General features: G+C 72.7%; 18 protein-coding genes and 3 pseudogenes. 14 read left to right on the forward strand and 7 right to left on the reverse strand.

The genetic code is table 11. From position 1 onward, the window contains the following. Nucleotides 1-62 precede the first annotated feature (62 nt). From ACQP2F_RS38335 to ACQP2F_RS38350, 4 genes and pseudogenes are all read left to right on the forward strand, one after another. Nucleotides 63-671, forward strand: coding sequence for a hypothetical protein (locus ACQP2F_RS38335; protein ID WP_433296415.1), 609 nt, complete (start codon nt 63-65; stop codon nt 669-671). A gap of 83 nt (nt 672-754) precedes the next feature. Then, entirely contained in the window at nt 755-2,422 is a 1,668-nt protein-coding gene (locus ACQP2F_RS38340; RefSeq protein ID WP_433296418.1) for an AMP-binding protein, read from the forward strand. Nucleotides 2,423-2,431: 9 nt separating this feature from the next. After that, on the forward strand, nt 2,432-4,033 hold the full coding sequence (locus ACQP2F_RS38345) for an ArnT family glycosyltransferase (RefSeq protein WP_433296420.1): 1,602 nt from the start codon (nt 2,432-2,434) through the stop codon (nt 4,031-4,033). 54 nt (nt 4,034-4,087) lie between these two features. Then, a pseudogene (locus ACQP2F_RS38350) lies at nt 4,088-5,136 on the forward strand (adenosine deaminase). 121 nt (nt 5,137-5,257) lie between these two features. On the opposite strand, the gene ACQP2F_RS38355 reads toward ACQP2F_RS38350, so the two are convergent. Further along, the gene (locus tag ACQP2F_RS38355; RefSeq protein ID WP_433296422.1) at nt 5,258-6,874 is read right to left on the reverse strand and encodes an AMP-binding protein; all 1,617 of its coding nucleotides are present in this window, start codon (nt 6,872-6,874) and stop codon (nt 5,258-5,260) included. Between the two features lie 86 nt (nt 6,875-6,960). Between ACQP2F_RS38355 and ACQP2F_RS38360 the strand changes: the two genes are divergently transcribed. From ACQP2F_RS38360 to ACQP2F_RS38375, 4 genes are read left to right on the forward strand one after another with little or no spacing between them, the layout of a single operon-like run. Next, nucleotides 6,961-7,803, forward strand: a complete 843-nt coding sequence (locus ACQP2F_RS38360; protein ID WP_433296424.1) for a LuxR C-terminal-related transcriptional regulator — start codon at nt 6,961-6,963, stop codon at nt 7,801-7,803. Then, the gene (locus ACQP2F_RS38365; protein ID WP_433296426.1) at nt 7,800-8,810 is read left to right on the forward strand and encodes a zinc-dependent alcohol dehydrogenase; all 1,011 of its coding nucleotides are present in this window, start codon (nt 7,800-7,802) and stop codon (nt 8,808-8,810) included. Before ACQP2F_RS38360 ends, ACQP2F_RS38365 begins: the two co-directional genes overlap by 4 nt. Continuing rightward, nucleotides 8,811-9,236 (forward strand): AfsR/SARP family transcriptional regulator, encoded by a 426-nt coding sequence (locus ACQP2F_RS38370; protein ID WP_433296428.1) that lies wholly within the window; start codon nt 8,811-8,813, stop codon nt 9,234-9,236. After that, complete coding sequence (locus ACQP2F_RS38375) at nt 9,237-11,945, forward strand: ATP-binding protein (protein WP_433296430.1); 2,709 nt, start codon at nt 9,237-9,239, stop codon at nt 11,943-11,945. On the opposite strand, the gene ACQP2F_RS38380 is transcribed toward ACQP2F_RS38375, so the two are convergent. Next, a complete protein-coding gene (locus ACQP2F_RS38380; protein WP_433296432.1) occupies nt 11,935-12,570 on the reverse strand; it encodes a hemerythrin domain-containing protein in 636 nt (211 codons plus the stop codon). The two genes, ACQP2F_RS38375 and ACQP2F_RS38380, sit on opposite strands and share 11 nt — an antisense overlap. 35 nt (nt 12,571-12,605) lie before the next feature. Continuing rightward, complete coding sequence (locus tag ACQP2F_RS38385; protein WP_433296434.1) at nt 12,606-12,773, reverse strand: hypothetical protein; 168 nt, start codon at nt 12,771-12,773, stop codon at nt 12,606-12,608. Between the two features lie 10 nt (nt 12,774-12,783). Here ACQP2F_RS38385 and ACQP2F_RS38390 point away from each other — a divergent pair. Then, nucleotides 12,784-13,007: pseudogene (locus ACQP2F_RS38390) on the forward strand (winged helix-turn-helix transcriptional regulator); the annotation flags it as partial. A gap of 208 nt (nt 13,008-13,215) precedes the next feature. Then, nucleotides 13,216-14,841: pseudogene (locus ACQP2F_RS38395) on the forward strand (GMC oxidoreductase); the annotation flags it as partial. Between the two features lie 79 nt (nt 14,842-14,920). Here ACQP2F_RS38395 and ACQP2F_RS38400 read toward each other — a convergent pair. Further along, nucleotides 14,921-16,051, reverse strand: coding sequence for a GH12 family glycosyl hydrolase domain-containing protein (locus ACQP2F_RS38400; protein WP_433296436.1), 1,131 nt, complete (start codon nt 16,049-16,051; stop codon nt 14,921-14,923). A gap of 271 nt (nt 16,052-16,322) precedes the next feature. Between ACQP2F_RS38400 and ACQP2F_RS38405 the strand changes: the two genes are divergently transcribed. From ACQP2F_RS38405 to ACQP2F_RS38415, 3 genes are all read left to right on the forward strand, one after another. Then, on the forward strand, nt 16,323-16,667 hold the full coding sequence (locus ACQP2F_RS38405; protein WP_433296438.1) for a histone-like nucleoid-structuring protein Lsr2: 345 nt from the start codon (nt 16,323-16,325) through the stop codon (nt 16,665-16,667). Nucleotides 16,668-16,739: 72 nt separating this feature from the next. Continuing rightward, entirely contained in the window at nt 16,740-17,663 is a 924-nt protein-coding gene (locus ACQP2F_RS38410) for an SDR family NAD(P)-dependent oxidoreductase (protein WP_433296440.1), read from the forward strand. 41 nt (nt 17,664-17,704) lie between these two features. Then, nucleotides 17,705-19,027, forward strand: coding sequence for an MFS transporter (locus ACQP2F_RS38415; RefSeq protein ID WP_433296442.1), 1,323 nt, complete (start codon nt 17,705-17,707; stop codon nt 19,025-19,027). Between the two features lie 92 nt (nt 19,028-19,119). Here ACQP2F_RS38415 and ACQP2F_RS38420 read toward each other — a convergent pair whose 3' ends face one another. Both ACQP2F_RS38420 and ACQP2F_RS38425 read right to left on the reverse strand, forming a co-directional pair. Then, nucleotides 19,120-19,971, reverse strand: a complete 852-nt coding sequence (locus ACQP2F_RS38420; protein ID WP_433296445.1) for an HAD family acid phosphatase — start codon at nt 19,969-19,971, stop codon at nt 19,120-19,122. Between the two features lie 17 nt (nt 19,972-19,988). Further along, nucleotides 19,989-22,949, reverse strand: a complete 2,961-nt coding sequence (locus ACQP2F_RS38425; RefSeq protein ID WP_433296447.1) for a putative bifunctional diguanylate cyclase/phosphodiesterase — start codon at nt 22,947-22,949, stop codon at nt 19,989-19,991. Between the two features lie 69 nt (nt 22,950-23,018). Here ACQP2F_RS38425 and ACQP2F_RS38430 point away from each other — a divergent pair, with 69 nt between their 5' ends. After that, nucleotides 23,019-23,657 (forward strand): class I SAM-dependent methyltransferase, encoded by a 639-nt coding sequence (locus tag ACQP2F_RS38430; RefSeq protein ID WP_433296449.1) that lies wholly within the window; start codon nt 23,019-23,021, stop codon nt 23,655-23,657. Here the strand turns inward: ACQP2F_RS38430 and galE are convergent. After that, a complete protein-coding gene (gene galE, locus ACQP2F_RS38435; protein WP_433296451.1) occupies nt 23,598-24,614 on the reverse strand; it encodes a UDP-glucose 4-epimerase GalE in 1,017 nt (338 codons plus the stop codon). The genes ACQP2F_RS38430 and galE overlap by 60 nt on opposite strands. Between the last annotated feature and the right edge of the window lie 6 nt (nt 24,615-24,620).

The raw sequence follows: 24,620 nt of genomic DNA on the forward strand, positions 1-24,620 counted from the left end.
GCAACTGTCCCGCAACAGGAACCGGCCGGACGGCGCAACCGGCGGCTGGCTGAATGGGCGGCATGATCGAGCTGGAGACGCGGCCCGAGGGTGGCCTGGCGACCGACTTCCCGCTGATGCGGCGCCGCCGGATGATGGGTCTCGCGGGTGGCACCACGGTCGCGGCGCTGGCCGCCGGCGGCGGGTCCGCGATCGCCCGCTCGGGGATCGTGCGCGGCGACATCCGGCGCGGCTTCGGCACCGCCCACGGCGTGGCCCGCGGGGTCCCGCTCGACATCCGGCTGCGGCTCACGAGCGCCAACTCCGGCCGCCCGCTGACCGGGCACGCCGTCTACCTCTGGCACGCCGACCGGGACGGCAACTACTCGCTCGTCACGCCCGAGCTGGCCGGCGAGAACTACCTGCGCGGGATCCAGCTCGCCGACTCGGCCGGGTGGGTCCGCTTCACCAGCGTCTTCCCCGGCTCGCACGACGGTCGCTGGCCGCACCTGCACGTCGAGGCGTACGCCGGCCTCCACGATCTCGACCGGCCGCTGCACACCGCGGCGATCACGCTGCCCGCCGATGTCTACGAGAAGGCCCACGTCCACCCCGGCGCCCGTCTCGAGATGGCCTGCATGACCGGCGACGTCCGGCGCGGCCTGGTCGCCACCCGCACCATCGCCATCTGATCCACCTCGATCCGATCCACCCGATCCGATCCACCCCCGTCCGGGGGTGGCGTCGGCGACGCGGCACGGCGCAAGCTGGGCGGATGGACGGCACCACGGCATTCCGGGCGGCGCGCGACTTCCTGCTCGCCCACTCCGACCGGTACGAGGCGGCCCGCGACGGGTTCGCCTGGCCCGAGCTCGACGAGTTCAACTGGGCGCTCGACTGGTTCGACGTGATCGCCGAGGGCAACGACTCGCCCGCGCTCTGGATCGTCGAGGAAGACGGCTCCGAGCAGCGCGTCTCGTTCGCCGAGATGTCCCGCCGGTCCAACCAGGTGGCGAACTGGCTGCGGGCGCGGGGCGTGGCCCGCGGCGACCGGATCGTGCTGATGCTCGGCAACCAGGTGGAGCTGTGGGAGACGATCCTCGCCGCGATGAAGCTGGGCGCCGTGCTGATTCCGGCCACTCCCCTGCTCGGGCCGGCCGACTCCGCCGAGCGCGTGGCCCGGGGCGGCGCTAAGCACGTCATCGCCGCCTCCTCCGCCGCCGCGAAGTTCGTCCATGTCGACGCCACCAAGATCGCGGTCGGCGACCCGGTCGACGGCTGGCTCTCCTATGCCGACGCCTCGGCGGCCGATGCCGGGTTTGTCGCCGACAAGCCGACCAAGGCGACCGACACGCTGCTGCTCTACTTCACGTCCGGGACGACGGCGCGGCCCAAGCTGGTCGAGCACACCCACCAGTCGTACCCGGTCGGCCACCTCTCGACGATGTACTGGATCGGCCTGCGCCCGGGCGACGTCCACCTCAACATCTCGTCGCCGGGCTGGGCCAAGCACGCCTGGAGCAACGTCTTCGCCCCGTGGAACGCGCAGGCCTGCGTCTTCATCTTCAACTACACCCGCTTCGACGCCGGCCGCCTGATGGCCGAGATGCAGCGCTGCGGCGTGACCAGCTTCTGCGCGCCGCCCACCGTCTGGCGCATGCTCATCCAGTCCGACCTCTCCGCGCTGGCCACCCCGCCGCGGCTGGTGGTCGGCGCCGGCGAGCCGCTCAACCCCGAGGTCATCGACCAGGTGAGCAAGGCCTGGGGGGTGACGATCCGGGACGGCTTCGGCCAGACCGAGACGACCGTGCAGGTGGCGAACACGCCGGGCCAGCCGGTCAAGCCCGGCTCGATGGGCCGCCCGGTGCCCGGCTTCACGATAGAGCTGATCGACCCGCAGACCGGTTCGCCGGCCGACGAGGGCGAGATCTGCGTGGCGCTCGACCCGCGGCCGACCGGCCTGATGGTCGGCTACCACGGCGACGACGAGCTGACCGTCGAGCGGATGTCCGGCGGCTACTACCACACCGGCGACGTGGCCTCCCGCGACGAGGACGGCTACATCACCTATGTCGGGCGCACCGACGACGTCTTCAAGGCCTCCGACTACCGGATCTCGCCGTTCGAGCTGGAGAGCGTGCTGATCGAGCACGAGGCGGTGGTCGAGGCGGCGGTCGTGCCCTCGCCCGACCCGCTGCGGCTCGCGGTGCCCAAGGCGTACGTGGTGCTGGCTTCGGGCTGGTCGCCGGACCAGACAACGGCGGAGATCATTTTCGCGTACGCGCGGGAGCACATGCCGCCCTACGCCCGCATCCGCCGCCTCGAGTTCGCCGAGCTGCCCAAGACGATCTCGGGCAAGATCCGGCGGGTCGAGCTGCGCGCCGCCGAGCGGGAGAAGCACGCCGACCCGGCTTCGCGACCGGACGGCGAGTTCACCGGCTAAGTTTGCGCAGTGCCGCGCCGACGCCTGATCTACCTGCTCGTTGTGGTGGCGCTGCTCGGTGGGATGGCGTTCGCCATGGTCACCACGGCGCTGCAGCAGTCGCCGACCATCGACGAGCCGGTCTACGTGGCCACGTCGCAGGTGCTCACCCAGCAGCACAGCCTGCGCTACAACCCCGAGCACCCGCCGCTGGGCAAGCTGGTGATGGCGGCCGGTCTCGCCTTCGAGCACCCCTACCTGGATCCGGCCTACAACCAGGACCAGACCCTGCTCGGCCGCCATCTGCTGTACGAGACGGGCAACAACCCGTACCGCCTGATGCTCGCCGCCCGGATCCCGATGATCGTCCTGACCCTGGCGATCGGCCTGGTGGTGCTCGGCTTCGCCCGCGACCTGGCCGGCCCGTGGGGAGGCCTGGTGGCGCTGGCCCTCTACGCCTTCTCCCCCGACGCTATCGCCCACGGCTCGCTGGCCACCCTCGACGTCCCGGCCGCCGGCATGCTGCTGACCGCCTTCTGGATGCTGTGGCGTTCCCGCCGGCGACCCCGCCTCTACCTGCCCCTCGCCGGGATCGCGCTGGGAGCGGCTCTGGCCACGCGGATGAGCGTCCTGCCCGCCGTCCCGATCGTCATGCTGCTGGCGCTCCTCTCACCCTTCGCGATCGGTGTGCCGAGCAGCCGGTGGAAGACGCTGGCCTGGCGCGTCGCCGGGGCGGTCGGGGTCGGGCTGATCGCGGTCGCCGTCGTCTGGGTGGTCTATCTGGCCGTCGACCCGCGGCTGCGCTGGACCACGCCGGCGCTGGCGGCCGATCCCGGCGGCCTCAAGGGGCTCGCCGTCGATCTGCTGCCACTGCCGAAGGCGTACCGGGACGGGGTGTTGATTCAGTTTGCCTTCGAGTCGCGCACCTTCAACGGGTTCCTCCTCGGGCACGCCTATCGGGGATCGCTCTGGTACTACGCGCCGGCCGCGCTGGTGATCAAGACGCCGCTCGGGATGATGGCGCTCTGGCTGGCCGGCGCGATCACCATGCTCGTCCGGCCGGCGCTGCGGGTGGCGACGCTCTACCTGATCGTGCCGGCCGGGGTGCTGATGCTGGTGGCGATGACCGGGGCGCGCGACTACGGCAGCCGCTACGTGATCTTCATGCCGATCTTCGGCGCCGTCGTGGCCGGCACGGTCGTGCTCATCCGCCTGCGCTGGGCCCGGGTGGCGACGGCGGCACTGGTCGGCTGGGTGGCGGTGAGCTCGGCGCTGACGTTCCCGTACTACCTGCCCTACTCGAACGAGGCCTTCGGCGGAACCTCCAAGACCCACCTGCGGCTGCACGACTCGAACGTCGACTGGGGCCAGGACCTGGCCCGGCTCGGCACCCGGCTGCATGACCGCTACCCGGGCCAGCCGGTGTGGCTGGTCTACAAGGGCAGCGGGGTGCCCGGTTACTACGGCATCGAGGGCCGCAACCCGCTGACCGTCCCGAACGACCAGGTGCGCGGCTTGCTGGTCGTCTCCGACTCGCGGGTGGCGCTGGCGTCCGGCAAGCTGCGGCAGCTGATCGACTCGAGCACCGAGATCGACAACGTCGGCTACTCGATCACGATCTATCGGCGCTGAGTTCCGCTCGCCCGGCCGGCGTTGTAGCGTCCTGGATCCGTGGGGGGCGCACACATGACACTCGACCTGACCGACTTCATCGCCGATCTGCCCAAGGTGGAGCTGCACGTCCACCACGTCGGGTCGGCGACGCCGGAGACCGTGGCCCGGCTGGCCGCCCGGCACGCCGGGACCACCTCGGTGCCCGCCGACCCGGCGCTGCTGGCCGAATACTTCACGTTCACCGACTTCGCGCACTTCGTCGACGTCTACCTGTCGGTGGTCGACCTGATCCGGGACGCGGAGGACATCGCCACCCTGACGTACGACGTGGGCGCCGGGCTGGCCGCCCAGTCGGTGCGGTACGCCGAGGTGACCCTCACGCCGTACTCGTCGGTCGCGCGCGGCATCCCGGCCGAGGCGTACTGCGAGGCGGTGGAGGACGCCCGCCACCGGGTGGCCCATGACCACGGCGTTCAGTTGCGCTGGTGCTTCGACATCCCGGGCGAGCCGACCATGACGTCGGCCGACGTGACGCTCGAGGTGGCGCTGAAGCAGCGGCCGGACGGGCTGGTCAGCTTCGGGCTGGGCGGGCCCGAGGCCGGCATGTCGCGCGAGCGGTACGCCGGCCATTTCGCCGCCGCCCGGGCCGCCGGGCTGCACAGCGTGCCGCACGCCGGCGAGTCGACCGGCCCGCAGACGGTGTGGGACGCGCTGCGTCACCTCGGCGCCGAGCGCATCGGCCACGGCATCGCCGCCGCCCGCGACCCGGAGCTGATGGCGTACCTGCGCGACCACGACATCGCGCTGGAACCTCCAACGTCCGCACCCGGTCGGCGCCGTCCCTGGCCGAGCACCCGCTGCCGGCCCTGGTGGCGGCCGGCGTGCCGGTGACCGTCAACTCCGACGACCCGCCGATGTTCTCGACCACGCTGAACCGGGAGTACCAGGTGGCGGCCGATCTGCTCGGGTTGGACGAGCGTGGCGTGGCCGAGCTGGCGCGCCAGGCTGTGCGGTACTCGTTCCTCGACGGGCCGGGCAAGGCCGGCATCCTCGCCGAGATCGACGCCTACCTCGCCCGGCGCAGCGGGGGTTCGGAGGGCGAAGTGGGCCGCGCGGTGTGAGCGATGGCCGACCAACTGTGGACGACGGCGCAAAACTGTCGTAGCCGGGTGCTCTACTGTCCCCCACCCACTAACGGGGTGGGGGACAGGACAGGACAGGGCCAGGACCAGCAGGGCTACCTCAAGCGTTACGGATCGCGGCGGCGTCACCGAGGCCGAGGATCTCGACGGCCCGTTCCCGCATCTCGACCTTGCGCACCTTGCCGGTCACGGTCATCGGGAAGCCGTCCACCACGTGCACGTACCGCGGGATCTTGTAGTGCGTCAGGCGGCCCGCGCAATACGACCGGACCGCCTCCGTGGTCAGCGGCTCCGCCCCCGGCCGCATGACGATCCAGGCCATCAGCTCCTCGCCGTACTTGGCGTCGGGCACGCCGATCACCTGCACGTCGGCGATGTCCGGGTGGCCGTACAGGAACTCCTCGACCTCGCGGGGATAGACGTTCTCGCCGCCGCGGATGACCAGGTCCTTGATGCGGCCGACGATGTTGAGGTAGCCGTCGTCGTCCATGGTGGCCAGGTCGCCGGTGTGCATCCAGCGGGCGGCGTCGATCGCCTCGGCGGTGGCGTCGGGCTGCTCCCAGTAGCCGAGCATCACCGAGTAGCCCCGGGTGCACAGCTCGCCGGGCTCGCCGCGCTCGACGACCAGTCCGGTGGCCGGGTCGACGACCTTGGACTCCAGGTGCGGCATCACCCGGCCGACGGTCTCGGTGCGCCGGGCCAGGTTGTCGTCGGGGCGGGTCATCGTGGAGACCGGTGACGTCTCGGTCATGCCGTAGCAGATCGCCACCTCGGCCATGTTCATCTCGGCGACCACGCGCTTCATGACCTCGACGGGACACGGCGAGCCCGCCATGATCCCGGTGCGCAACGATGACAGGTCATAATCCGAAAAATCGGGCAGCCCGAGCTCGGCGATGAACATCGTCGGCACGCCGTAGAGCGACGTGACCTTCTCAGCCGAAACGGCGGCGAGCGTGGCAGCCGGGTCGAAGCCCGGCGCGGGCAGCACGATGCAGGCACCGTGCGAGGTCGCGCCGAGGTTGCCCATCACCATGCCGAAGCAGTGGTACAGCGGCACCGGCAGGCAGACCCGGTCCCGTTCCGTGTAGCCGATCAGCTCGCCCACGAAGTACCCGTTGTTCAGGATGTTGTGGTGCGAGAGCGTCGCGCCCTTGGGGAAGCCGGTCGTCCCCGACGTGTACTGAATGTTGATCGCGTCATCGAACGCCAATGTGGCGGCTCGTCGTGATATTTCGGACATGTCGCCGTCGAGCGACAGATCCGCGAAGGAACTCTCGCCGATGTAGGCCACGTCCGGGAAGCCGATCGACTCGATCATGCCGCGATAGTCGCTGGTCTTGAACGAGACGGCGCTGATCAGCAGCGAGAGCCCGGACTGCTTCACGACGTATTCGAGCTCGTGCGTCCGGTACGCCGGGTTCACGTTGACCAGGATGGCCCCGATCTTCGCGGTCGCGTACTGGGTGATGACCCATTCGCCGCAGTTCGAGGCCCAGATCCCGACCCGGTCACCCTTGGCGATTCCGCGGGCGAGCAGGCCGCGAGCCAGGCGATTCACTTCCGCGTCCAATTGCGCGTACGTCCATCGCCGCCCCGCCGCGACATCGACGAGCGCCTCCCGATCGCCGAAGCGGGCGACCGCGCGCTCGAAGTTGGCCCCGATCGTCTCGCCGAGCAGGGGCGCGGTGCTGGTGCCGGACCCGTAGGACAACATTTCCGCAGCATGGGCCGCTCGGCCGAGCACCGCCACCCCTGTTCGGGGGTAGGAGCCGACCGGGGTCGCCGTGACATGCTGTCCACGTGCTCGAAACAGCCGACCTGCCCGCCGCGCTCGGCCGGATCCGCCGGATCACCGGCCTTCCGGTGGCCTTCGGCGGACTGGTGACGGCCGACGCCCGGCAGCTGCGGCTCAGCGACTTCGCGGGCACGGCGACGCCGGCCCTGCACGGGCTGATCGTGAGCGCCGGGAACGGGCTGGGCGGCCGGGTGGTCGCCTCGGCGCGGCCGGGCCGGGTCGAGGACTACGCGGCCGACCCGCGGATCAGTCATGAATACGACGGACCGGTCACCGCCGAGGGCCTGCGCGCGATTGCCGCGGTGCCGGTCGCCGTGGGCGGCACGGTGCTCGCGGTGCTGTACGCGGGAACGCGCGAGCCGATCGCGGTCGGCGGCCGGGCGCTCGAGTCGATGAGCCGGGTCGCGCTGCGGCTGAGCACCGAGGCGACCGTGCGCCGCGAGGTCGACCGGCGGATGGCCGAGCTGGCCACCGCCGCCGCCCGGAGCTCGGCCGACGCCGGCGCGCGCGAGTGGGAGGAGGTGCGGCTGGCCCACGCCGATCTGCGTACGCTCGCCGCCGAGACCGCCGACCCCGAGCTCAAGGCGCGTCTCGAGCAGATCTCCGACCGCTTGATCGCGTGTTGTGCCGGGGAAGGCAGAGGCGCCGCGCCCAACCCGCTGTCCCCGCGCGAGCTCGACGTGCTGGCCATGGTGGCGGTCGGCTGCGGCAACGCGGAAGCGGCCCGCAGACTGGGACTACTGCCGGAAACGGTGAAGAGCTACCTTCGCAACGCGATGCGCAAGCTGGGCACACATGGCCGGATGGAGACGATAGTGACCGCACGCCGCCTGGGATATCTGCCGTGAGGCGGGTCGTCGTGACCCCGGCCGGGGTCTCGGTGACGTCGGCCGATGTTCCGGAGCCGCGCGAGGGCGAGGTGCTGGTGCGGATGGCGGCGGCCGGGGTCTGCGGCTCCGACGTGCACGCGCTGCAGGGCAAGCATCCGTTCATCGTGCTGCCCTACCCGCCCGGCCACGAGGTGAGCGGCACGGTCGAGGCCCTCGGTCCCGGCGTCACCGCGGTACGGGCCGGTCAGCGGGTCACGATGGAGCCGTTCCTGCCCTGCTGGCGGTGCAAGCAGTGCGTGGCCGGCCGGCAGAACGTCTGCGAGAACCTGCGCTTCTTCGGCTGCGCCCACGACCAGGGCGGGATGGCCGACTACTTCACCGTCGACCAGCGCCGACTGCACGTCATCCCGGATGCGCTCGACTGGCGGACGGCCGCCTTCATCGAGCCGCTGGGCACGCCGGTGCACGCGGCCCGGCTGGCCGGCGGCCTGCGGGACCGGACGGTGGCGATCCTCGGCGCCGGGACGATCGGGCTGCTGACGCTGCTGGTGGCCCGGGCCCAGGGCGCCAAGCGGGTGGTGATGACGGCCCGGTCGGCGCGCAGCCGGGAGCGGGCGGCCGCGTTCGGCCCGGACGCGGTGGTCGACGCGACCAGCGCCGAGGCGGTGCCGCTGGTCTTCGCGGCCCTCGGCGAGAGCGCGGACGTCGTCTTCGACTGCGTGGCCGAGCAGTCCACCATGGACCAGGCGCTGGCCATGGCCACCAAGGGCGGCACCGTCGTGGTGGTGGGGGTGCCGCCGGCGCCGGTGACGGTCCCGTTGCCGACCATCCAGGACAGCCAGCTGCGCATCCAGGGCAGCGCCACCTATCTGCCCGAGGACTTCGCCGACGCGATCGAGCTGCTGGTCTCCGGGGCCGTCGACGTCTCGGCGCTGGTCACCGCCGAGCGGCCGCTCGACGAGGCGGCCGCCGCGTTCGCCGACGCCGCCTCCGGCGAGCACATCAAAGTGCTGCTGCGAGGCTGAGTGGTCACGCTCTCGGTGCTGGGACCGCTGCGCGCCACCGTCGACGGCCGGGCGGCGGACCTGGGCGGGCCACGGCAACGGGCGGTGCTGGCGCGTCTCGCGGTGGCCGGCGGCGAGGTGGTGTCGGCCGATCGCATCATCGAGGACCTGTGGGGCGGCGCCGACGTGCCGGCCAAGCAGCTGGCCACGCTCCAGGTGCACGTGTCGCATCTGCGGCGGGCGCTGGAGCCGGGGCGGCAGCGGCGGACGCCGGCCACGGTGCTGGTGAGCGCGGCGCCCGGGTACGCGTTGCGGCTGCCGGCCGAGGCGGTGGACGCCTGGCGGTTCGACGACCTCGTGCGGCGCGCGGCCGCCGCCGGGCCCGCGGAGCGGCATCGGCTGCTGAGCGAGGCGCTCGACGGGTGGCGGGGCGGCGCGTACGCGTAGGTGGCCGACGAGCCCTGGGCCCGGCCCGAGGCGGCCCGGCTGGACGAGCTGAGGCTGGCCGCCGTCGAGTCCCGGGCCGGGGCGGAACTGGCGCTCGGGCGGCCCGCGATCGTGGTGGCGGAGCTGGAACGGCACCTGCACGACCATCCGGGGCGGGAGGAAGCCGTACGGCTGCTGGCGCTCGCGCTCTATCGCAGCGGCCGGCAGGGTGACGCGCTCGGGGTGTTGCGGCGCACCCGCGCCTATCTGGCCGATGAGCTCGGCGTCGATCCCGGCCCGGCATTGCGGCAGCTCGAGGCCGGCATCCTGGCCCAGGCGCCGGAGCTGGACGAGCCGGCGCCGGCGCCGGCACCCCTGCCGCCCGTCTCCCGGCGACCGGCCGGTCCGTCCCCGATCGCGGCGATCGGACGGCAAGCGGAGATCACGGCCATCGTCGCGGCCGCCGGCGAAGCCTCGCGCCGCGGCGCGCAGGTGGTGCTGATCGGTGGTGACGCGGGCGCCGGGAAGACCACCCTGGCCGAGGCCGCCCTGAGCAGGTTGGCCGAGGACGGCTGGCACGTCCATCGTGGACGGTGTCCCGAGGTCGAGGGCGCGCCACCGGGATGGGCGTGGTCGGAGGCGCTCGGCTCGGACCCGGTGCTCGGCTCGGACCTGGTTTCCGACGGCGGGGCGCCCAACCCGTTCCGGCTCGGCCGGGCGATCGCGGCCGCGCTCGACGGCGGCCGGACCGTGGTGCTGCTCGACGACGTGCACCGCGCCGACGACCTCACCCTGCAGCTGCTGCGGCAGGTCGTGGCCCAGCAGGCCGGCCGGCCGCTGCTGGTGGTCATCACCTACCGCACCACCGACCGCGGCGACGAGCTGGAGGCGACGGTCGGCGCGCTGCTCACCTCGACCGCCGCGCACCTGCTGCTCGGCGGGCTGGACGCGGAGGCGGTGACCGCGCTGACCCGGCGGGAGGGCCTCGACGCCGGTCCCGACGTGCTGACGCTGATCGCCGAGCGCACCGGCGGGAACCCGCTCTTCGTGCGCGAGCTGGCCCGGTTGCTGGCCGCCGAGGGCACCCGGACGGCCGGGACCGCGGTGCCGGCCGGGGTGCGCGAGGTGTTGCGCCGGCGCGTCGCCCGCCTGCCCGACCCGGTGACGGCGGCCCTGCGGCAGGCGGCGGTGCTGGGCCGGGAGGCCGACGTGGACGTGCTGGCCGAGGTGGCCGGGCACGATCCGGACGAGCTGCTCGACGCGCTGGAGGCGGCGGTGCTGGCCGGACTGCTCGACGAGCCGGCGCCGGGGCTCGTGCGGTTCACCCATGGGCTGGTGCGGGACACGCTCTACGAGGACACACCCCTGCTGCGGCGCGCTCGGCTGCACAGCCGCGCGCTCGGCGTTCTCAAGGACCGGGCGGACGCGGCGACACTCGCCCGGCATGCTTCGGCGGCGGCCGGTCCGGCCACCGCGCACGAGGCGATCCCGTACGCGGTGCAAGCCGCCCGCGCCGCCGAGGTGGCCGGGTCCTGGCGCGAGGCCGCGGCCCAGTGGCGCTCGGCCCTGCGGTTGCGGTCGCTGGCCGGCACCCGGGCGACCATCCCCGAGACCGAGCTGCTCGCCCCGGCCGTCAACGCGCACGCCCGGGCCGGCGACGTGATCCGGGCCCGCGAGATCTACCTGTCCGCGCCGCCCGACCTGGCCGTGCTGACTTCCTGGGACGCGCCGCTGGTGTGGACCACCCGGGACGGCCGGGAGCCGGCTTCCGGCGTCGTTGCGGCGCTGCGTTCGTTCTTGTCCGGGCCGGTCGGGCCGGCTTCCCGGGTGCGGCTGCTGCTGGCGCTCTTCCGCGAGCTGGAGGGCTTCGACGACGCGGCCGCCGCCACGGTCAGCGAGGAGGCGCTCGCGCTCGCGCGCACGGTCGACGACCCGCGTCTGCTCTGCGCGGCGCTGAACATACGCTGCTATGCCTCGCTCGGTCCCGACCTGCGCGACATCCGCCGGGCGACCGCCGAGGAGTACCTGGCGGTCGCGGTGGAGGCGGGCGAGATCGACCACGAGGCGGTCGCGCACTGGCTGCTGTTCCTGGAGTCGGCCGCCCGCACCGACCTCGACGGCGCGCGGGCCGAGATGGGCCGGGCCGTGGCGTGCTCGACCACCGGCCAGCTCGGCGACCTGCTCGCCGTCGTGTCGATCTTCGAGGGCCTGCTGGAACTGCTGGCCGGCCGGGTCGACCAGGCGCTCGCCCGCTACGAGCAGGTCGGCCACCGGCTGACCGAGCACGGCGCGATGAACGGCGCCCTGATGGCGACCGTCGGCCGGTGCAGCGCCGCGATGTTCCGCGGCGACCTCGCGCCCCTGGTCGGCGAGCTGCGCGCGGTCGAGGCCGCCTATCCCGGCCGGGTCACCGATCCGCTGGTGCTGGCCCTGCTCGACGCCGGGCGGCCGGAGGAGGCGGCGGAGGTGTGGCGGAGCCGGCAGCCGATCGACCGCAACTACTACTGGCTCGGCTTCGCGACACTGCGCGCGCACGCGGCCGCCCGGCTCGGCGACACCGAGACCGGGCAGCGGATCCTCGCCGAGCTGTTGCCGTTCACCGGCCGGATCGCCGGGCTCGACTCGGGCTCGCTCTACGCCGGGCCGGTGGACGCGGCGCTGTTCGCGCTCACCGGCGATCCCTCGTACCGCGATGCGGCGGACGCCCTCCTGGCCTCGCTCAGGCGCTGAACACCAGCTTCTCGCGCCGCCGGAAGGACAGCGGCATGATCTTGATCATCAGGGCGACCGGGATGCCGCCGTCCTTGCGCGCCTCGGCCAGCTCCTCCTCGGTGCTGACCGCCAGGATCCGCGGCACCTCGAACGACATCTTGGCGCCCCGCTTGCGGATCGTCGCCTCGACCTTGGCCCAGTCCTCGTCCGAGACGTACCGCTTGATCAGGGGAACGATCGTCCGCTCCTCGTCGGCGATGTGCTCCTTGAGGGTGTCCCGCAGGTCGGCGAGGTCGGCGGCCAGCTCCGCGGTGACCGTCTGCCGGTCACGCACCTCGCGGGCGCCGGCCCGGATGCGGGCCAGCTTGGGGTCGAGCACGGCGTGGTCGTCGGTCAGCTCGGTGAGGTCGACGTGCGCACCGGCCGACCGCTCGAGCACGGGCCAGAGCACCTCGTCCTCGGCCGCGTGATGGTGGTGGATGCTGTCGCAGAAGTCGCCGAGATAGGCGGCGACGGCCGCGGCCCGCTTGCGGTCGAGCCGCTCGCGGCCGGTGGTCAGGCCGCTCGCCAGCTCGGCGAGCCGGTCGAGGTCGCGCACCATGGCGCGGTGGGCGAGGAGCAGTCCATGCGGTTCGTTCTTCATGGCGTACACCGTGCGGCCCGCCGCCTGCGGTCCGCCTAACGCTGACTTAACGCCGGATCGAGCGCGGCAAGGTCATCCGCGGAGAGCTCGATCGCGGCGCGCAGCACGGCGAGCGCGCCGGCGTGGTCGGCGGGCGGCCCCATGACGCCGGGCCCGGCCCGCTGCATGGCGCCGTAGCCAAACCTGGTGACGGTCAGGGGCAAGCGGGTCGCCCTGATCCTGGCCGCCCTCGGCAGCGGCCCGACTGCGCGGGCCGCCCCGACCGATGCGGCACTCCGAGCTGTCCCGCCTGCTGGCCGGCGTCAGCCAGAAGATGCTCACGCAGACGCTGCGCTCGCTGGAGCGGCGATGGTCTCGTCAGCCGCACCGTGACGCCGACCGTGCCGGTCACCGTCACCTACGAGCTGACCGAGCTGGGCCTGTCCTTGCACGAGACGTGGACGACGTCTTCACCAGTCGCGCCCGCCACGACGGCTCTCGGCGACTCCCGGGTTGCCGCGCATGGCCCACCCCGTTCTTGGGTGGGGGCCAGTAGAGCGCCCGGGTCCGACATCTTTCCGGCCTTGTCCACAGGCGTGCCGCGGATCGTGGAAATGAGGGCCTCCACCCCTTCCGGTTACCGGTCGGTAATGACAGGGTGTGTCGATGGCGGACTACGACGTCGTGATTGTGGGCAGCGGCTTCGGCGGAAGCGTCAGCGCCCTGCGTCTCACCGAGAAGGGCTACCGCGTCGGCGTGCTCGAGGCGGGCCGGCGCTTCACCTCGGCAACGCTGCCCAAGACCTCGTGGGACCTGCGCAACTTCCTCTGGGCGCCGAAGCTCGGCCTGCACGGGATCCAACGGATCACCTTGCTCAAGGACATCGTGGTGCTGTCGGCGGCGGGGGTGGGCGGCGGTTCCCTGGTGTACGCGAACACCCTGTACCGCCCGCCGGCCACGTTCTTCGACGATCCGCACTGGTCGGGAATCACCGACTGGGCGACCGAGCTCGCCCCGCACTACGACCAGGCCTCGCGCATGCTCGGCGTGACGCAGCAGCCGGCGATGACGCCCTCCGACGTGGTGATCAAGCAGGTCGCCGAGGACATGGGGGTTGGTGCGACCTTCCGGCGTACGCCCGTGGGCGTCTTCTTCGGCGAACCGGGCAAGACCGTGCCCGACCCGTTCTTCGGCGGCGCCGGGCCCGACCGCACCGGCTGCACCCAGTGCGGCAACTGCATGATCGGCTGCAAGGTCGGCGCCAAGAACCGGCTCGACGTCAACTACCTGTATCTGGCCGAGAAGGCGGGCGCGACCGTCCACCCGGACACCGAGGTCACCGCGCTGAGGCCGTCCGGGCCGGGCTGGGTCGTCGAGACGACCAACGGCCGATTCCACGCCGGCCAGGTGATCCTCTCGGCGGGCGCGCTCGGCACCCAGCGGCTGCTGCACGCGATGCGCGACACCGGCGTGCTGCCGGAGGTGTCGGCGCGGCTGGGCTCGCTCACCCGCACCAACTCCGAGGCGCTGCTCGGCGCCCAGGCGAGCTCGGTGCCGGCCGAGCCCTACTCGCGCGGCGTGGCGATCACGTCCTCGTTCCATCCGGACGGGACGACCCACATCGAGCCGGTGCGGTACGGCCCGGGCAGCAACGCCATGGGACTGCTGGCCACCCTGCTCGTCGACGGCGGCGGCCGGCTGCCGAGACCGGTCAAGTTCCTCGGTCAGGCGCTGCGTCACCCGTACGTGCTGCTCCGCTCGCTCTCGGTGCGGCGCTGGAGTGAGCGCACCATCATCGCGCTGGTGATGCAGACGCTGGACAACTCGCTGACCGTGCGCCGCACCCGGCGCGGGCGGCTCACCACCGGGCCGGGCCACGGCGAGCCCAATCCGACCTGGATTCCGCAGGGACACGAGGCGGTGCGCCGGATCGCCGACAAGATCGGTGGATTTCCGGGCGGGACGGTCGGCGACATCTTCGACATTCCGATGACCGCCCATATTCTCGGCGGCGCGACGATCGGCGATTCCCCGGAGTCGGGCGTGGTCGATCCCTATCACCGCGTTTACGGCTACCCCGGATTGCACGTCGTCGACGGCTCCGCGGTGCCCGCCAATCTGGGCGTGAATCCGTCGCTGACCATCACGGCGATGGCCGAGCGGGCAATGTCGCTATGGCCCAACAAAGGCGATGCGGACGTACGCCCACCGGCCGGCGAAGATTATCGCCGGCTCGACCCGATCGCGCCGCGAACGCCGGCCGTCCCGGACGGGGCGCCGGGCGCCCTGCGCCTTTCCGCCGAATTGGACGAACCGCCCCGGCACCGGAGAATCGGCGACGAGGCGGCTCGGGTCTGGCGAGCCTGAGTGCTCAGGCGGTGGTGCAGGTCGATCCGTTCAGGGTGAAAGAGGACGGCTTCGCGAAACTGCCGGAGTAGGTCCCCTGGAATCCGAAGGACTGGTTGCCGCCGGGCGCGATGCCGCCGTTGTAGGAGACATTGCGGGCGGTGACGGCGCCGCTGGAACCGCTGATGGTCGCGTTCCACGAGCTGGTGATCGACTGGCCGCTCGGCAGGGTGAAGCCGAGGGACCATCCGTTGACCGCGCTGCTTCCGGTGTTCGTCACCGTGATGTTCGCGGTGAATCCACTGTTCCAGACATTCGTCGCGTAACTGACCCGGCAGGCGGTGTTGCCACCGGCCGGCGGGGTGGTCGGCGTCGTCGGCGGCGGGGTGGTGGAACCGCCGCCGTTGACCGTCGCCGAGAAGTTCGAGACGCCCAGGCCGGCGCCGCCGATCCACGGCTCGAACCCGGCCTGGATGCTGGTCAGGTACCAGGAGCTGGTGATCGCGCCGCGGTTCTTCACGTCGTTGATGAAGTCCAGGACGCTGAAGCTCCAGCTCGTGATCGGCGAGGGCGCCACGTACGAGACGACCGCGTTGGAGCCGTTGCTGCCCTGCCAGACCTGCCAGGTGCGGCCGCCGATGGTGGCGTTGCCGACGACCGAGCCGATCGGCTGGATCGAGCCCTGCCGGTTGAACCAGATCATGATCTCCTGCTGGTTGACGCCGTCCTTCTTGGGCGACGGGTCCAGCCAGATGTCGTACGCGGCGTCATAGGTGGCGCCCGAGACGTACTGGTAGTTGATGCTGCTGGTCGCGCTCGAGATCGCGCTGACCTGGATCGGCAAGTTGGTGCCGGGCGAGCAGTTGGTGTAGTGGCAGCCGTAGTAGACGGCGGGGTACGAGACCGGCGCGCCGCTGGTGCTGCCGGTGCCCTGCTGGGTCTGGATCGTGAAGCCGGTGCTGGTGACGTTGATGCACTGCTGGGCCGAGGTGCCCCAGCGGTTGTTCATGACCACGTAACGGCCGCCGATGGTGGTGGAGCCGTACTGGTCGCAGATCTGCGTGTCGGCCACCGCTGGTCCGGCGACGGCGAAGGCCGTCACGGCCGCACCGGCGAGCAGTCCGGCGGCCATGATGGCACGGATGGCACGTCTCATTGCGAAGCTCCTTGAGAGGGGATTCCCGCGGGGACGGGGTGCTGGGAGCGCTCCCACGACACGTTACATGACATTGACCTTCCTGAAAAAGTGTGTGACGGGCACGAACGCCCGGGGCCGGTTCGGCCAAGACTTCAATTGCGACATGCGCTGCGGCAATTTGCACTGAGAACTGACGGCAGACAGAATGAATGCGTATCGACATTCGCGGCGCCACGCCGCGTGCGCATAGTCGTCACTCAAATGACATCGCTGTAGGAGCAGGCACACCATGGCCAAGCAGGTAATAACCCTTCTGACCGACGACCTCGACGGCGGAGAGGCCGACCGCACCGTCGAGTTCGGACTCGACGGTGTGAACTACACGATCGACCTCTCCGAGAAGAACGCCGGCAAGTTGCGTAAGGCGCTCGACCCGTTTCTGAACGCGGCCACCCGGGTCGGGCGCAGCGGGGTCGTCTCGCCTGCTCGGCGCAGCGCCGTGGCCGGCACCGGGCGGGCCAGCCGTGACCAGAATCAGGCGATTCGCGAGTGGGCCAACAAGAACGGCTACGAGGTGTCCGAGCGCGGCCGCATCCCGAGCCACATCGTCGAGGCGTACCACAGCAAGCGATAGGTTGATCCCCATCGCCGGATAAAACGGCGCCGCCGGTATCGGCGGCGCCGTTTTCTTCAGAAAGGGGCGGCCATGCCGGTCGTAATCGTCACCGGGGCGTCCAGCGGAATCGGCCGCGCCACCGCCCTGCGCCTCGGCCGCGCCGGCTTCACGGTGGTGCTCGCCGCCCGCCGCGCCGACGAATTGCGCGCGGTCGCCGCCGAGATCAACGCGCCCGCCGCGCCCGCCTCCGCGCCGGCCGCCGGATCGGGCGCGGCCGTGGTAGCCGACGCGGCCGCCGGATCCGACGCGGCCGTGGCAGCCGACGCCCCCGCCGCAGCCGACGCCCCCGCCGCAGCCGACGCCCCCGCGGCAGCCGACGCCCCCGCGGCAGCCGACGCCCCCGCGGCAGCCGACGCCGCCGTGGCAGCAGGCGCCGCCCTGGCGGTGCCGACCGACGTGCGCGACCCGGCGGCGATCGCGGCCCTCGTCGCCCGCGCGCTGGAGATCGACGGCCGCATCGACGGCCTGGTCAACAACGCCGGCGTCGGCGGCAAGGCGTCCATCCTGGCCGACGACGACGCGGTCGCCCAGATGATCGATGTGAACCTCATGGCACCGATCCGGCTCATGCGGGCGGTCGTCCCGATCATGCGCGAGCAGCGCGCCGGCTCGATCGTGAACATCGGCTCGGTGGCCGGCGAGGTCGGCATCAGCGGCGCCTACTCGGCCACGAAGTTCGCCCTGCGCGGCCTGACCGACTCGGTTCGCCGGGAGCTGGCCGGCACCGGCATCGGCGTGACGCTGATCGAGCCCGGCTACATCCGGACCGGCTTCAACAGCCGCACGAACCTGCCCGGCCCCGAGATCGTCGCCGCCGCCGTGGAGCGCGCGCTGCGCCGCCCCCGGCGCCGGATCGTGGTCCCGGTCAAGTACCGCGCGGCCATCACGCTGTCGAACGCGCTGCCGTTCCTGACCGACCGCATCTACGCCGGGAAGGCCGCGCCCAAGCGCTGAGGGCTGGACCTTCCCCCAAGGGGAAGCCACACGATCGGGCGGTGAATCTCGGTTCCTACCTCATCGACCGCCGTCCCCTGACGATTCCCGCCTTCCGCCGCCTGTGGGTCGCGTCGGCGGTCTCGGCCGTCGGCGGCTCGTTCAGCGTCATCGCGGTCCCGACCCAGCTGTTCACCCGGACCGGTTCGTCGGCGGTGGTCGGCGTCTCGGCGGCGGTGTCGGTGTGCGCCCTCGTCGTCTCGGCCCTGTGGTCCGGCGCCCTCGCCGACACGATGGACCGCCGCCGGCTGCTGCTGGCCGGCAACGCCGGACTCGGGCTGACCTACCTCGGCCTGTGGCTGGCCACGCTGCTCGGGGTCGCGTCGGTCCCGGTGCTGCTCGCGCTGGTGGCGGCGCAGGGCGTGAGCTTCGGCGCCACCATGACGACGACGGGCGCCGCGGTGCCCCGGGTGGTGCCGGCCGAGCAACTGGTCGCGGCCAACAGCCTGAGCGCCCTGACCCGCTACAGCGGCGCCGTCGCCGGCCCGCTGCTGGCCGGCGTGCTGATCCCGGTCGTCGGCCTCGGCCCGCTCTATCTGTTCGACGCCCTGGCGATCGGCCTGATGCTGTGGGCGGTGGCCCGCCTGCCCGCGATGCCCCCGGGCCGAACCGCGCCGGCCCCACCGATCGATGCCGCGACGCGATCGCCGGCCGGCATCACGACGGCCGCACCGGCCGGCCGCCGGCGGGGCACTCTCCGCCGGCTCGGCGACGGCTTCCGCTACCTCGCCGGGCAGCGGATCCTCGTCGCGATACTGGCCGTGGACCTGTCCGCCATGGTCTTCGCGATGCCGCACGCCCTCTTCCCCGAGCTGGCCGAGCGCACCTACGGCGGCCCACCCGGCGGCGGCCGCGAGCTCGGCCTGCTGTTCGCGGCCTACCCGGCCGGTGTTCTGCTCGCCGGCCTCCTGTCCGGCACCTTCAGCCGCGCCCGGCGGCACGGGGCGCTCATGGCGTCGGCCGCGATGGCCTGGGGTGGCTGCGTGATACTGCTCGGCCTCACCGCCGACCTGCGCATCGCCCTGGCCGCGACGGTCGCGGGCGGCGCGGTCAACTTCGTGCTGAGCACGTTCCGGAACGCGATCTCGCAGGCGCACACCGACGACGCCCTTCGCGGACGGATCCAGGGCTCGCTCACCGTGGTCCTGATGGGCGGCCCGCAACTGGCCAACGCGCTGCACGGCTTCGGCGGCGCTTCGATCGGCGCCCGGCCGGCGATCGTCCTCGGCGGCGCGCTCACCGTGCTGACCGTCGCCCTGCTGGTCCGGGCGGTGCCCGACCTGTGGCGATACGACGCCGGGAAGCTCAGCGGCACCCGGCGTTGACGCTCGCCCGACTCCTGCGCGGCGGCGGCGCGTCCGCCGCCGCCGGCCGGCCGGTGACCCCGGCACGGCGGTGCCGCGCCGGGAGCCGGCCGTCAGGGCAGGTAGTAGTTCGGGTTCGGCAGCTTGAAGGTGCGGTCCGCGTAGCCGCCCTTCAGGTCGCTGTACTGGTCGCCGAAGTTGGCGACGATGTCGTAGCCGAGCGACTCGATGTGCGCGCGGGTCGCCGACTTGTAGTGGATCGTCGTGCACTTGCCGCCCGGGTCGGCGGCGCACGCCGTCTGCAGGTAGTCCGGGTACGCCGCGACGTCCGGCTTGGTGAACAGGCCGTCCTCGCCGTCGCGCAGGGTCGTCGGCTTCGGGTAGCCGGCGTCCACGCCCACCCCGTCGGCGGTGAGGTTGCCCAGCGTCGCCGCCTCCTGGGCGGCCGGGCGGCCGGTCAGGTAGAAGATCGCGTAGCCCTCGCGCTCGGCCGCCTGCACGGTCGCGACCATGCCGGGCACGGCCGGGAACTTCTGCCCGGTCACGTAGTCCGCGTTGGTCGCCGGGTTGTACGCCCAGTTGCTGAACACCTCGTAGTTCCAGGTGGCCAGCGTCGTGTCGTCGACGTCGAGCACGATCGCCTTGGTGGCGTGGCCGTGCGACCGGTAGTGGCTCAGGTAGCGGTCGCCGCCGCGGGCCACGCCGCTCGCCTCGCGGGCGTAGTTGCTGTCGGCGCCGAACGTGCCGGTGCCGAGCGCGTCGCCGTAGTAGTTGCGCAGCTGCTGCCGGAGGACGTCGATGTTGGTGACATCCTTCTCGGAGCGCGGCGTGATGGTCTTGATCGCGGGCTGAGCGGTCGTCTCGGCGGCGGCCCAGCCGACGCCGGCGCCACCGAGGACGGCGACCGTGATGGCGGCCGCCGCCACGGCCATCCGCCGGGGTGTGCGGAGTGCGGAGATATTCATACCTCGCAACGTAGACCTTAGGCGGCCATCAAATTACCCGAGGTCAGCAGCGACAGCGCCTCGGTGCCGTCCACCGGGCTGGACCACAGGTAGCCCTGGCCGAGCGGGCAGCCCAGCCGGGCCAGCAGTTCGCGGTGCAGCGCCGACTCGATGCCCTCGGCGATCACCGTGAGGCCCAGCGACTGCGCCAGGCTCACGATGCCGGTGACCAGGGCGAGCTGTTGCGGGCTCTCGACCATGTCGTCGATGAAGACCTTGTCGATCTTCACGACGTCGATCGGCCGCCGGCGCAGATATCCGAGCGACGAATAGCCGGTGCCGAAGTCGTCGATCGCCACCCGTACGCCGTGCGACCGCAGCGTGGCGAGGTCCTGCCACACCGTCTCGTGCTCGCCGACCAGCAGCGTCTCGGTCAGCTCGAGCATCAGCGCCGAGGGCGGCACCTCGGCGTACGCGAGCGCCTGGAGGATCTCGTCGACGAAGCCGGTCTCGCGGAACTGCCGCACCGAGACGTTCACGCTCACGTAGGGCAGCCGGCCGGCGGGGAGCACTCGCCGCCACTGCGCGACCGTGTGCAGGGCCTGCTGCAGCACCCAGCGGCCGATCGGCACGATGAGCCCGCTCTCCTCGGCGACCTCGATGAACTCGGCCGGCGACACCACGCCCTTGGTCGGATGGAACCAGCGCACCAGGGCTTCGAAGCCGACCGGCTCGCCGAGCGAGAGATCGACGATGGGCTGGTACGCGAGGAGGAAGTGCCCCTCGTTGACCGCGTGATCCAGCGCCGACCGCAGCTCGAGCCGCTCCACCATGGCGCCGTGCAGGTGGGCCTGGTAGCGGCGCCATTGGTTCTTGCCGGCGCCCTTGGCCACGTACAGCGCGAGGTCGGCCTGCCGCAGCAGCTCGTCGGCGGTGTCGGCCTCGGGGGTCGTGGTGATGCCGATGCTGGCCACCGCGGTCAGCGAGGTCTCGCCGTCGATCACGATCGGCTCGGCCAGCGCGGCCAGGATCCGGGCCGCGGTCTCCTCGACCGCGCCCGGGTCCTGCACGTTCTCGATCAGCGCCGCGAACTCGTCGCCGCCCAGCCGCGCGGCCGTGTCGTCGGCCCGCAGCGCGCCGGCGATCCGGTCGGCCACCCCGATCAGCAGCGCGTCGCCGGCCGCGTGGCCGAGCGTGTCGTTGACGATCTTGAAGTCGTCGAGGTCGATGAAGAGCACGCCGACCACCGAGCCGTCCCGGGCGCCGCGGGCCAGCGCGTGCTCGAGCCGGTCGTGGAAGAGCACCCGGTTGGCCAGGCCGGTCATCGAGTCGTGGAACGCCTGGTGGATGAGCTCCTTCTCGAGCCGGCGGCGCTCGGTGACGTCCCGCAGGGTGACCACCAGGCCGGCCACCGTCGGCTCGGCCCGCAGGTCCTCCCACTGCGCCTCGAGCAGCACGTCGTGCGGCCCGCGCAGGTCGACGGTCTCCCCCGGGCGCAGCGAGCCGGCGTGCGGCGAGGCCAGCAACCGGTCCTCGGGGTGGATCAGGTCGGGCAGCGGCGACCCGGTCGGGTCGGCGCCGAAGACGCGCAGCGCGGACGGGCTCGCGTACCGGATGGTCAGGGCGTCGTCCACGATCAGGATGACGTCGGCGGTGTGCTGCACGAGCGTACGGAAATAGGTCTCGCTGTTGCGGCGGATCACCTCGTGGCTGAGCTGGATCCGCTCGAGCGCGAGCGCCGCCTGCCCGGCCAGCACCTCGATGGCGCGGCGCAGCCCGGGCAGCGTCTCCGCGGGCGCGCCCACGTGCAGCACCCCGACCAGCGGCTCGCCGGTCGGCCGGTCGCTGAGCACCATCGGGCAGCGCAGGGTGGTGCTGAACTGGGTGAGCCGCACCGAGACCGCCCAGTCCACGTCGCGGGTGGCGACGAGCCGGGCCGCGGTGCCGGCCTCGCGGTCGACGGCGGCCTGGGCCGCGGCCTCGGCCGCGAGCGGGCCGTCCTGCTCGATGGCGAGCGCGAGGACGACGCCGTGCGGGGTGTCGGCCGGCAGCAGCTGGGCGACCGCCCGGCGTACGGCGTCGCCCACCGCCTCGACGTCGGTGGCCGACACCAGCTCGGCCGACGCCTGGCGCAGGCCACGCTCCCGGGCCAGGGCCAGCCGGTGGTTGGCCACGACCCCGGCCATCCGGGCCAGGATCAGCAGGGCGGTGAGCCCGCTGAGCACGCCGACCACGGCCGGGCCGCCGACGCCGAGCAGCACCGCGGGCGCGGCCATCGAGGCCAGCCCGAGCAGGGCCACCCGCCAGCGGCCCATCTCGGTCGGCGACCGATCGGCCGGCAGTGCCAGCGTGGCCATCGACGGGTGCAGGGCGGCGAGGCCGGCACCGGCGTAGAACGCGAACCGGCCGAGCCCGGCGCTGTCGCCGAGCCACGACAGCTCGTACGCGACGTCGGCCAGCAGCATGAGCAGCAGGCCGGCGCCGAGCAGACGGGTGGCCGGCACCCGCCGGCCGGAGCCGGTGAGCAGCCGGGCCAGCACGCCGAGGCAGAGCAGGTCGCCGAGCGTGCAGGCGAAGATGGTCCAGTCGCGGTCGGCCACGCTCGGGCCGAGCAGGAACGTCCAGGCCAGCAGGCCGGCGGCGGCGGTCACGGCGAGCGCGTCGAGCAGCGCCGCCCGGTCCCGCCCGCCTCCGGTCCGCCGCCGGATGAAGATCAGCAGCGCGGCGGCGATCGCCGGGTAGGCGGCGACGATCGGCGCCGAGGCGAGCGTCCGCAGCTCGGGGAGGGCGAACCAGATCGAGGTGCCCACGGCCGAGGCGCCGGCCGCCGCGGCGAGCCACCACCACGGCGTACGGTCGGGTGCGCGGTGGCGCCGTACGCCCCATGCGATCGCCACCACCGCGGAAAGACCCGCCGCCAGGCGCAGGGCCGGGCGAGCGTCGGGCACCAGGCCGAAGGCCAGCGTCAACGCCAGCATCCAGCCGCCGAAGACCGGCATCCTGCTCCCTTCGAGTTCCTTGACGTCACCTGTTCGGTAGGCGGGCGCGACGGTTGAGAGAATCGGCCCGTGCTCCTGGAGTTCATTCGCACCCACACCACGCTCGCGCCGGTCCCGTTCGTGCCCGAGGTCCGGCTGTTCCAGGCCGAGGAGCCGATCGAGCTCTGGGAGAAGACGGAGGCGGCGGGCGACGAGCAGCCGCCGCCGTTCTGGGCGTTCGCCTGGGCGGGCGGCCAGGCGCTGGCCCGCCACGTGCTCGACCGGCCGGAGCTGGTCGGCGGCCGCGGCGTGCTCGACCTGGCCACCGGCTCGGGGCTGGTGGCGGTCGCGGCCGCACTGGCCGGGGCGGCGCCGGTGGTCGCCAACGACATCGACCCGTACTCGCTGGCCGCGGCGGCGGCGAACGCGGAGGCGAACGGGGTCGAGGTGCGCACGGTCGAGGCCGACGTGCTCGACACCGACCCCGAGGAACAGGTGATCCTGGCCGGCGACGTCTTCTACAGCCGGGCGATGGCCGCGCGGGTGCTGCCGTTCCTGCGCCGGGCGGCCGGGCGCGGGTGCCTCGTGCTGGTCGGCGATCCCGGCCGGGCCTATCTCCCGATCGACGGCATGATCAAGCAGCGGTCGTACGACGTGCCGGTCATCGAGTCACTGGAGAGCGTGCCGGTGCGGCACACCACCGTGTGGCAAGTGACCGGCGGCCGCTGACTCCCACGCGCGCCAGGCCGAGCCGACCGCGTCGGCGACGTCCCGGCCGGCCTTCCAGTTCAGCCGCGACATCGCCCGGGTGGCGTCGGCGATCACCGAGGGCGGGTCACCGGGCCGCCGGGCGGCGGCGACGTGCGGCACCGGGCGGCCGGCCGCGGCGGCGACGTCGCGCAGCATCCGGGCGACCGAGCGACCGGCGCCGGCCCCGATGTTGACCACGAGCTGCGGTTCGGCGGCGGCCGAGAGCAGGTGCTCGACCCCGCGCAGGTACGCCTCGGCGGCGTCCTCCACGTGCAGATAGTCGCGGACCGCGGTGCCGTCGGGGGTCGGGTAGTCGACGCCGAGCACCGCCACCGGCGGCCCGCCGGTCAGCGCCCGGAAGGCGGCCGGGAGCAGGTTGGTGGCGCCGGTGTCGGCCGCGTACGGGTGCCGCCCGGCCCCGATCACGTTGAACTGGCGCAGCACCACGGACCGGACGCCGTGGTCGACGGCCGCCTCCCGGATGGCCTGCTCGCCGAGGAGCTTCGTCTCGCCGTACGGATTGGCCGGCTCGGTGGGGAAGTCTTCGGCGACCGTCTCGCCGGCCGGCTCACCGTAGACCGAGGCCGAGGAGGAGAACAGCACTCGGCGTACGCCCGCATCGCCCATCGCCCGCAGCAGGTTGCGCACGCCGCCCACGTTGCAGGTGAGGTAGCGCTCGGGAACCGCGACCGACTCCGCCACCGATTTGAGCGCCGCGAGATGGACGACGCCGGTCGCCTCCCGGCCGGCGAACAGACGAGTCAGGCTCGCCGGGTCGGTGACCGAGCCCCGCACCAGCTCGACGCCCGCCGGGAGCCGCTCGGGACGCCCGGTGGACAGGTCGTCGAACACGACCACGTGGTGCCCGGCGGCGTGGAGCCGATGCACGACATGCCCGCCTATGTAACCGGCGCCGCCGGTCACGATCCAGGTCACCGGGGT

It is taken from the genome of Actinoplanes sp. CA-030573 (assembly GCF_050951115.1).
Lineage (GTDB): Bacteria > Actinomycetota > Actinomycetes > Mycobacteriales > Micromonosporaceae > Actinoplanes.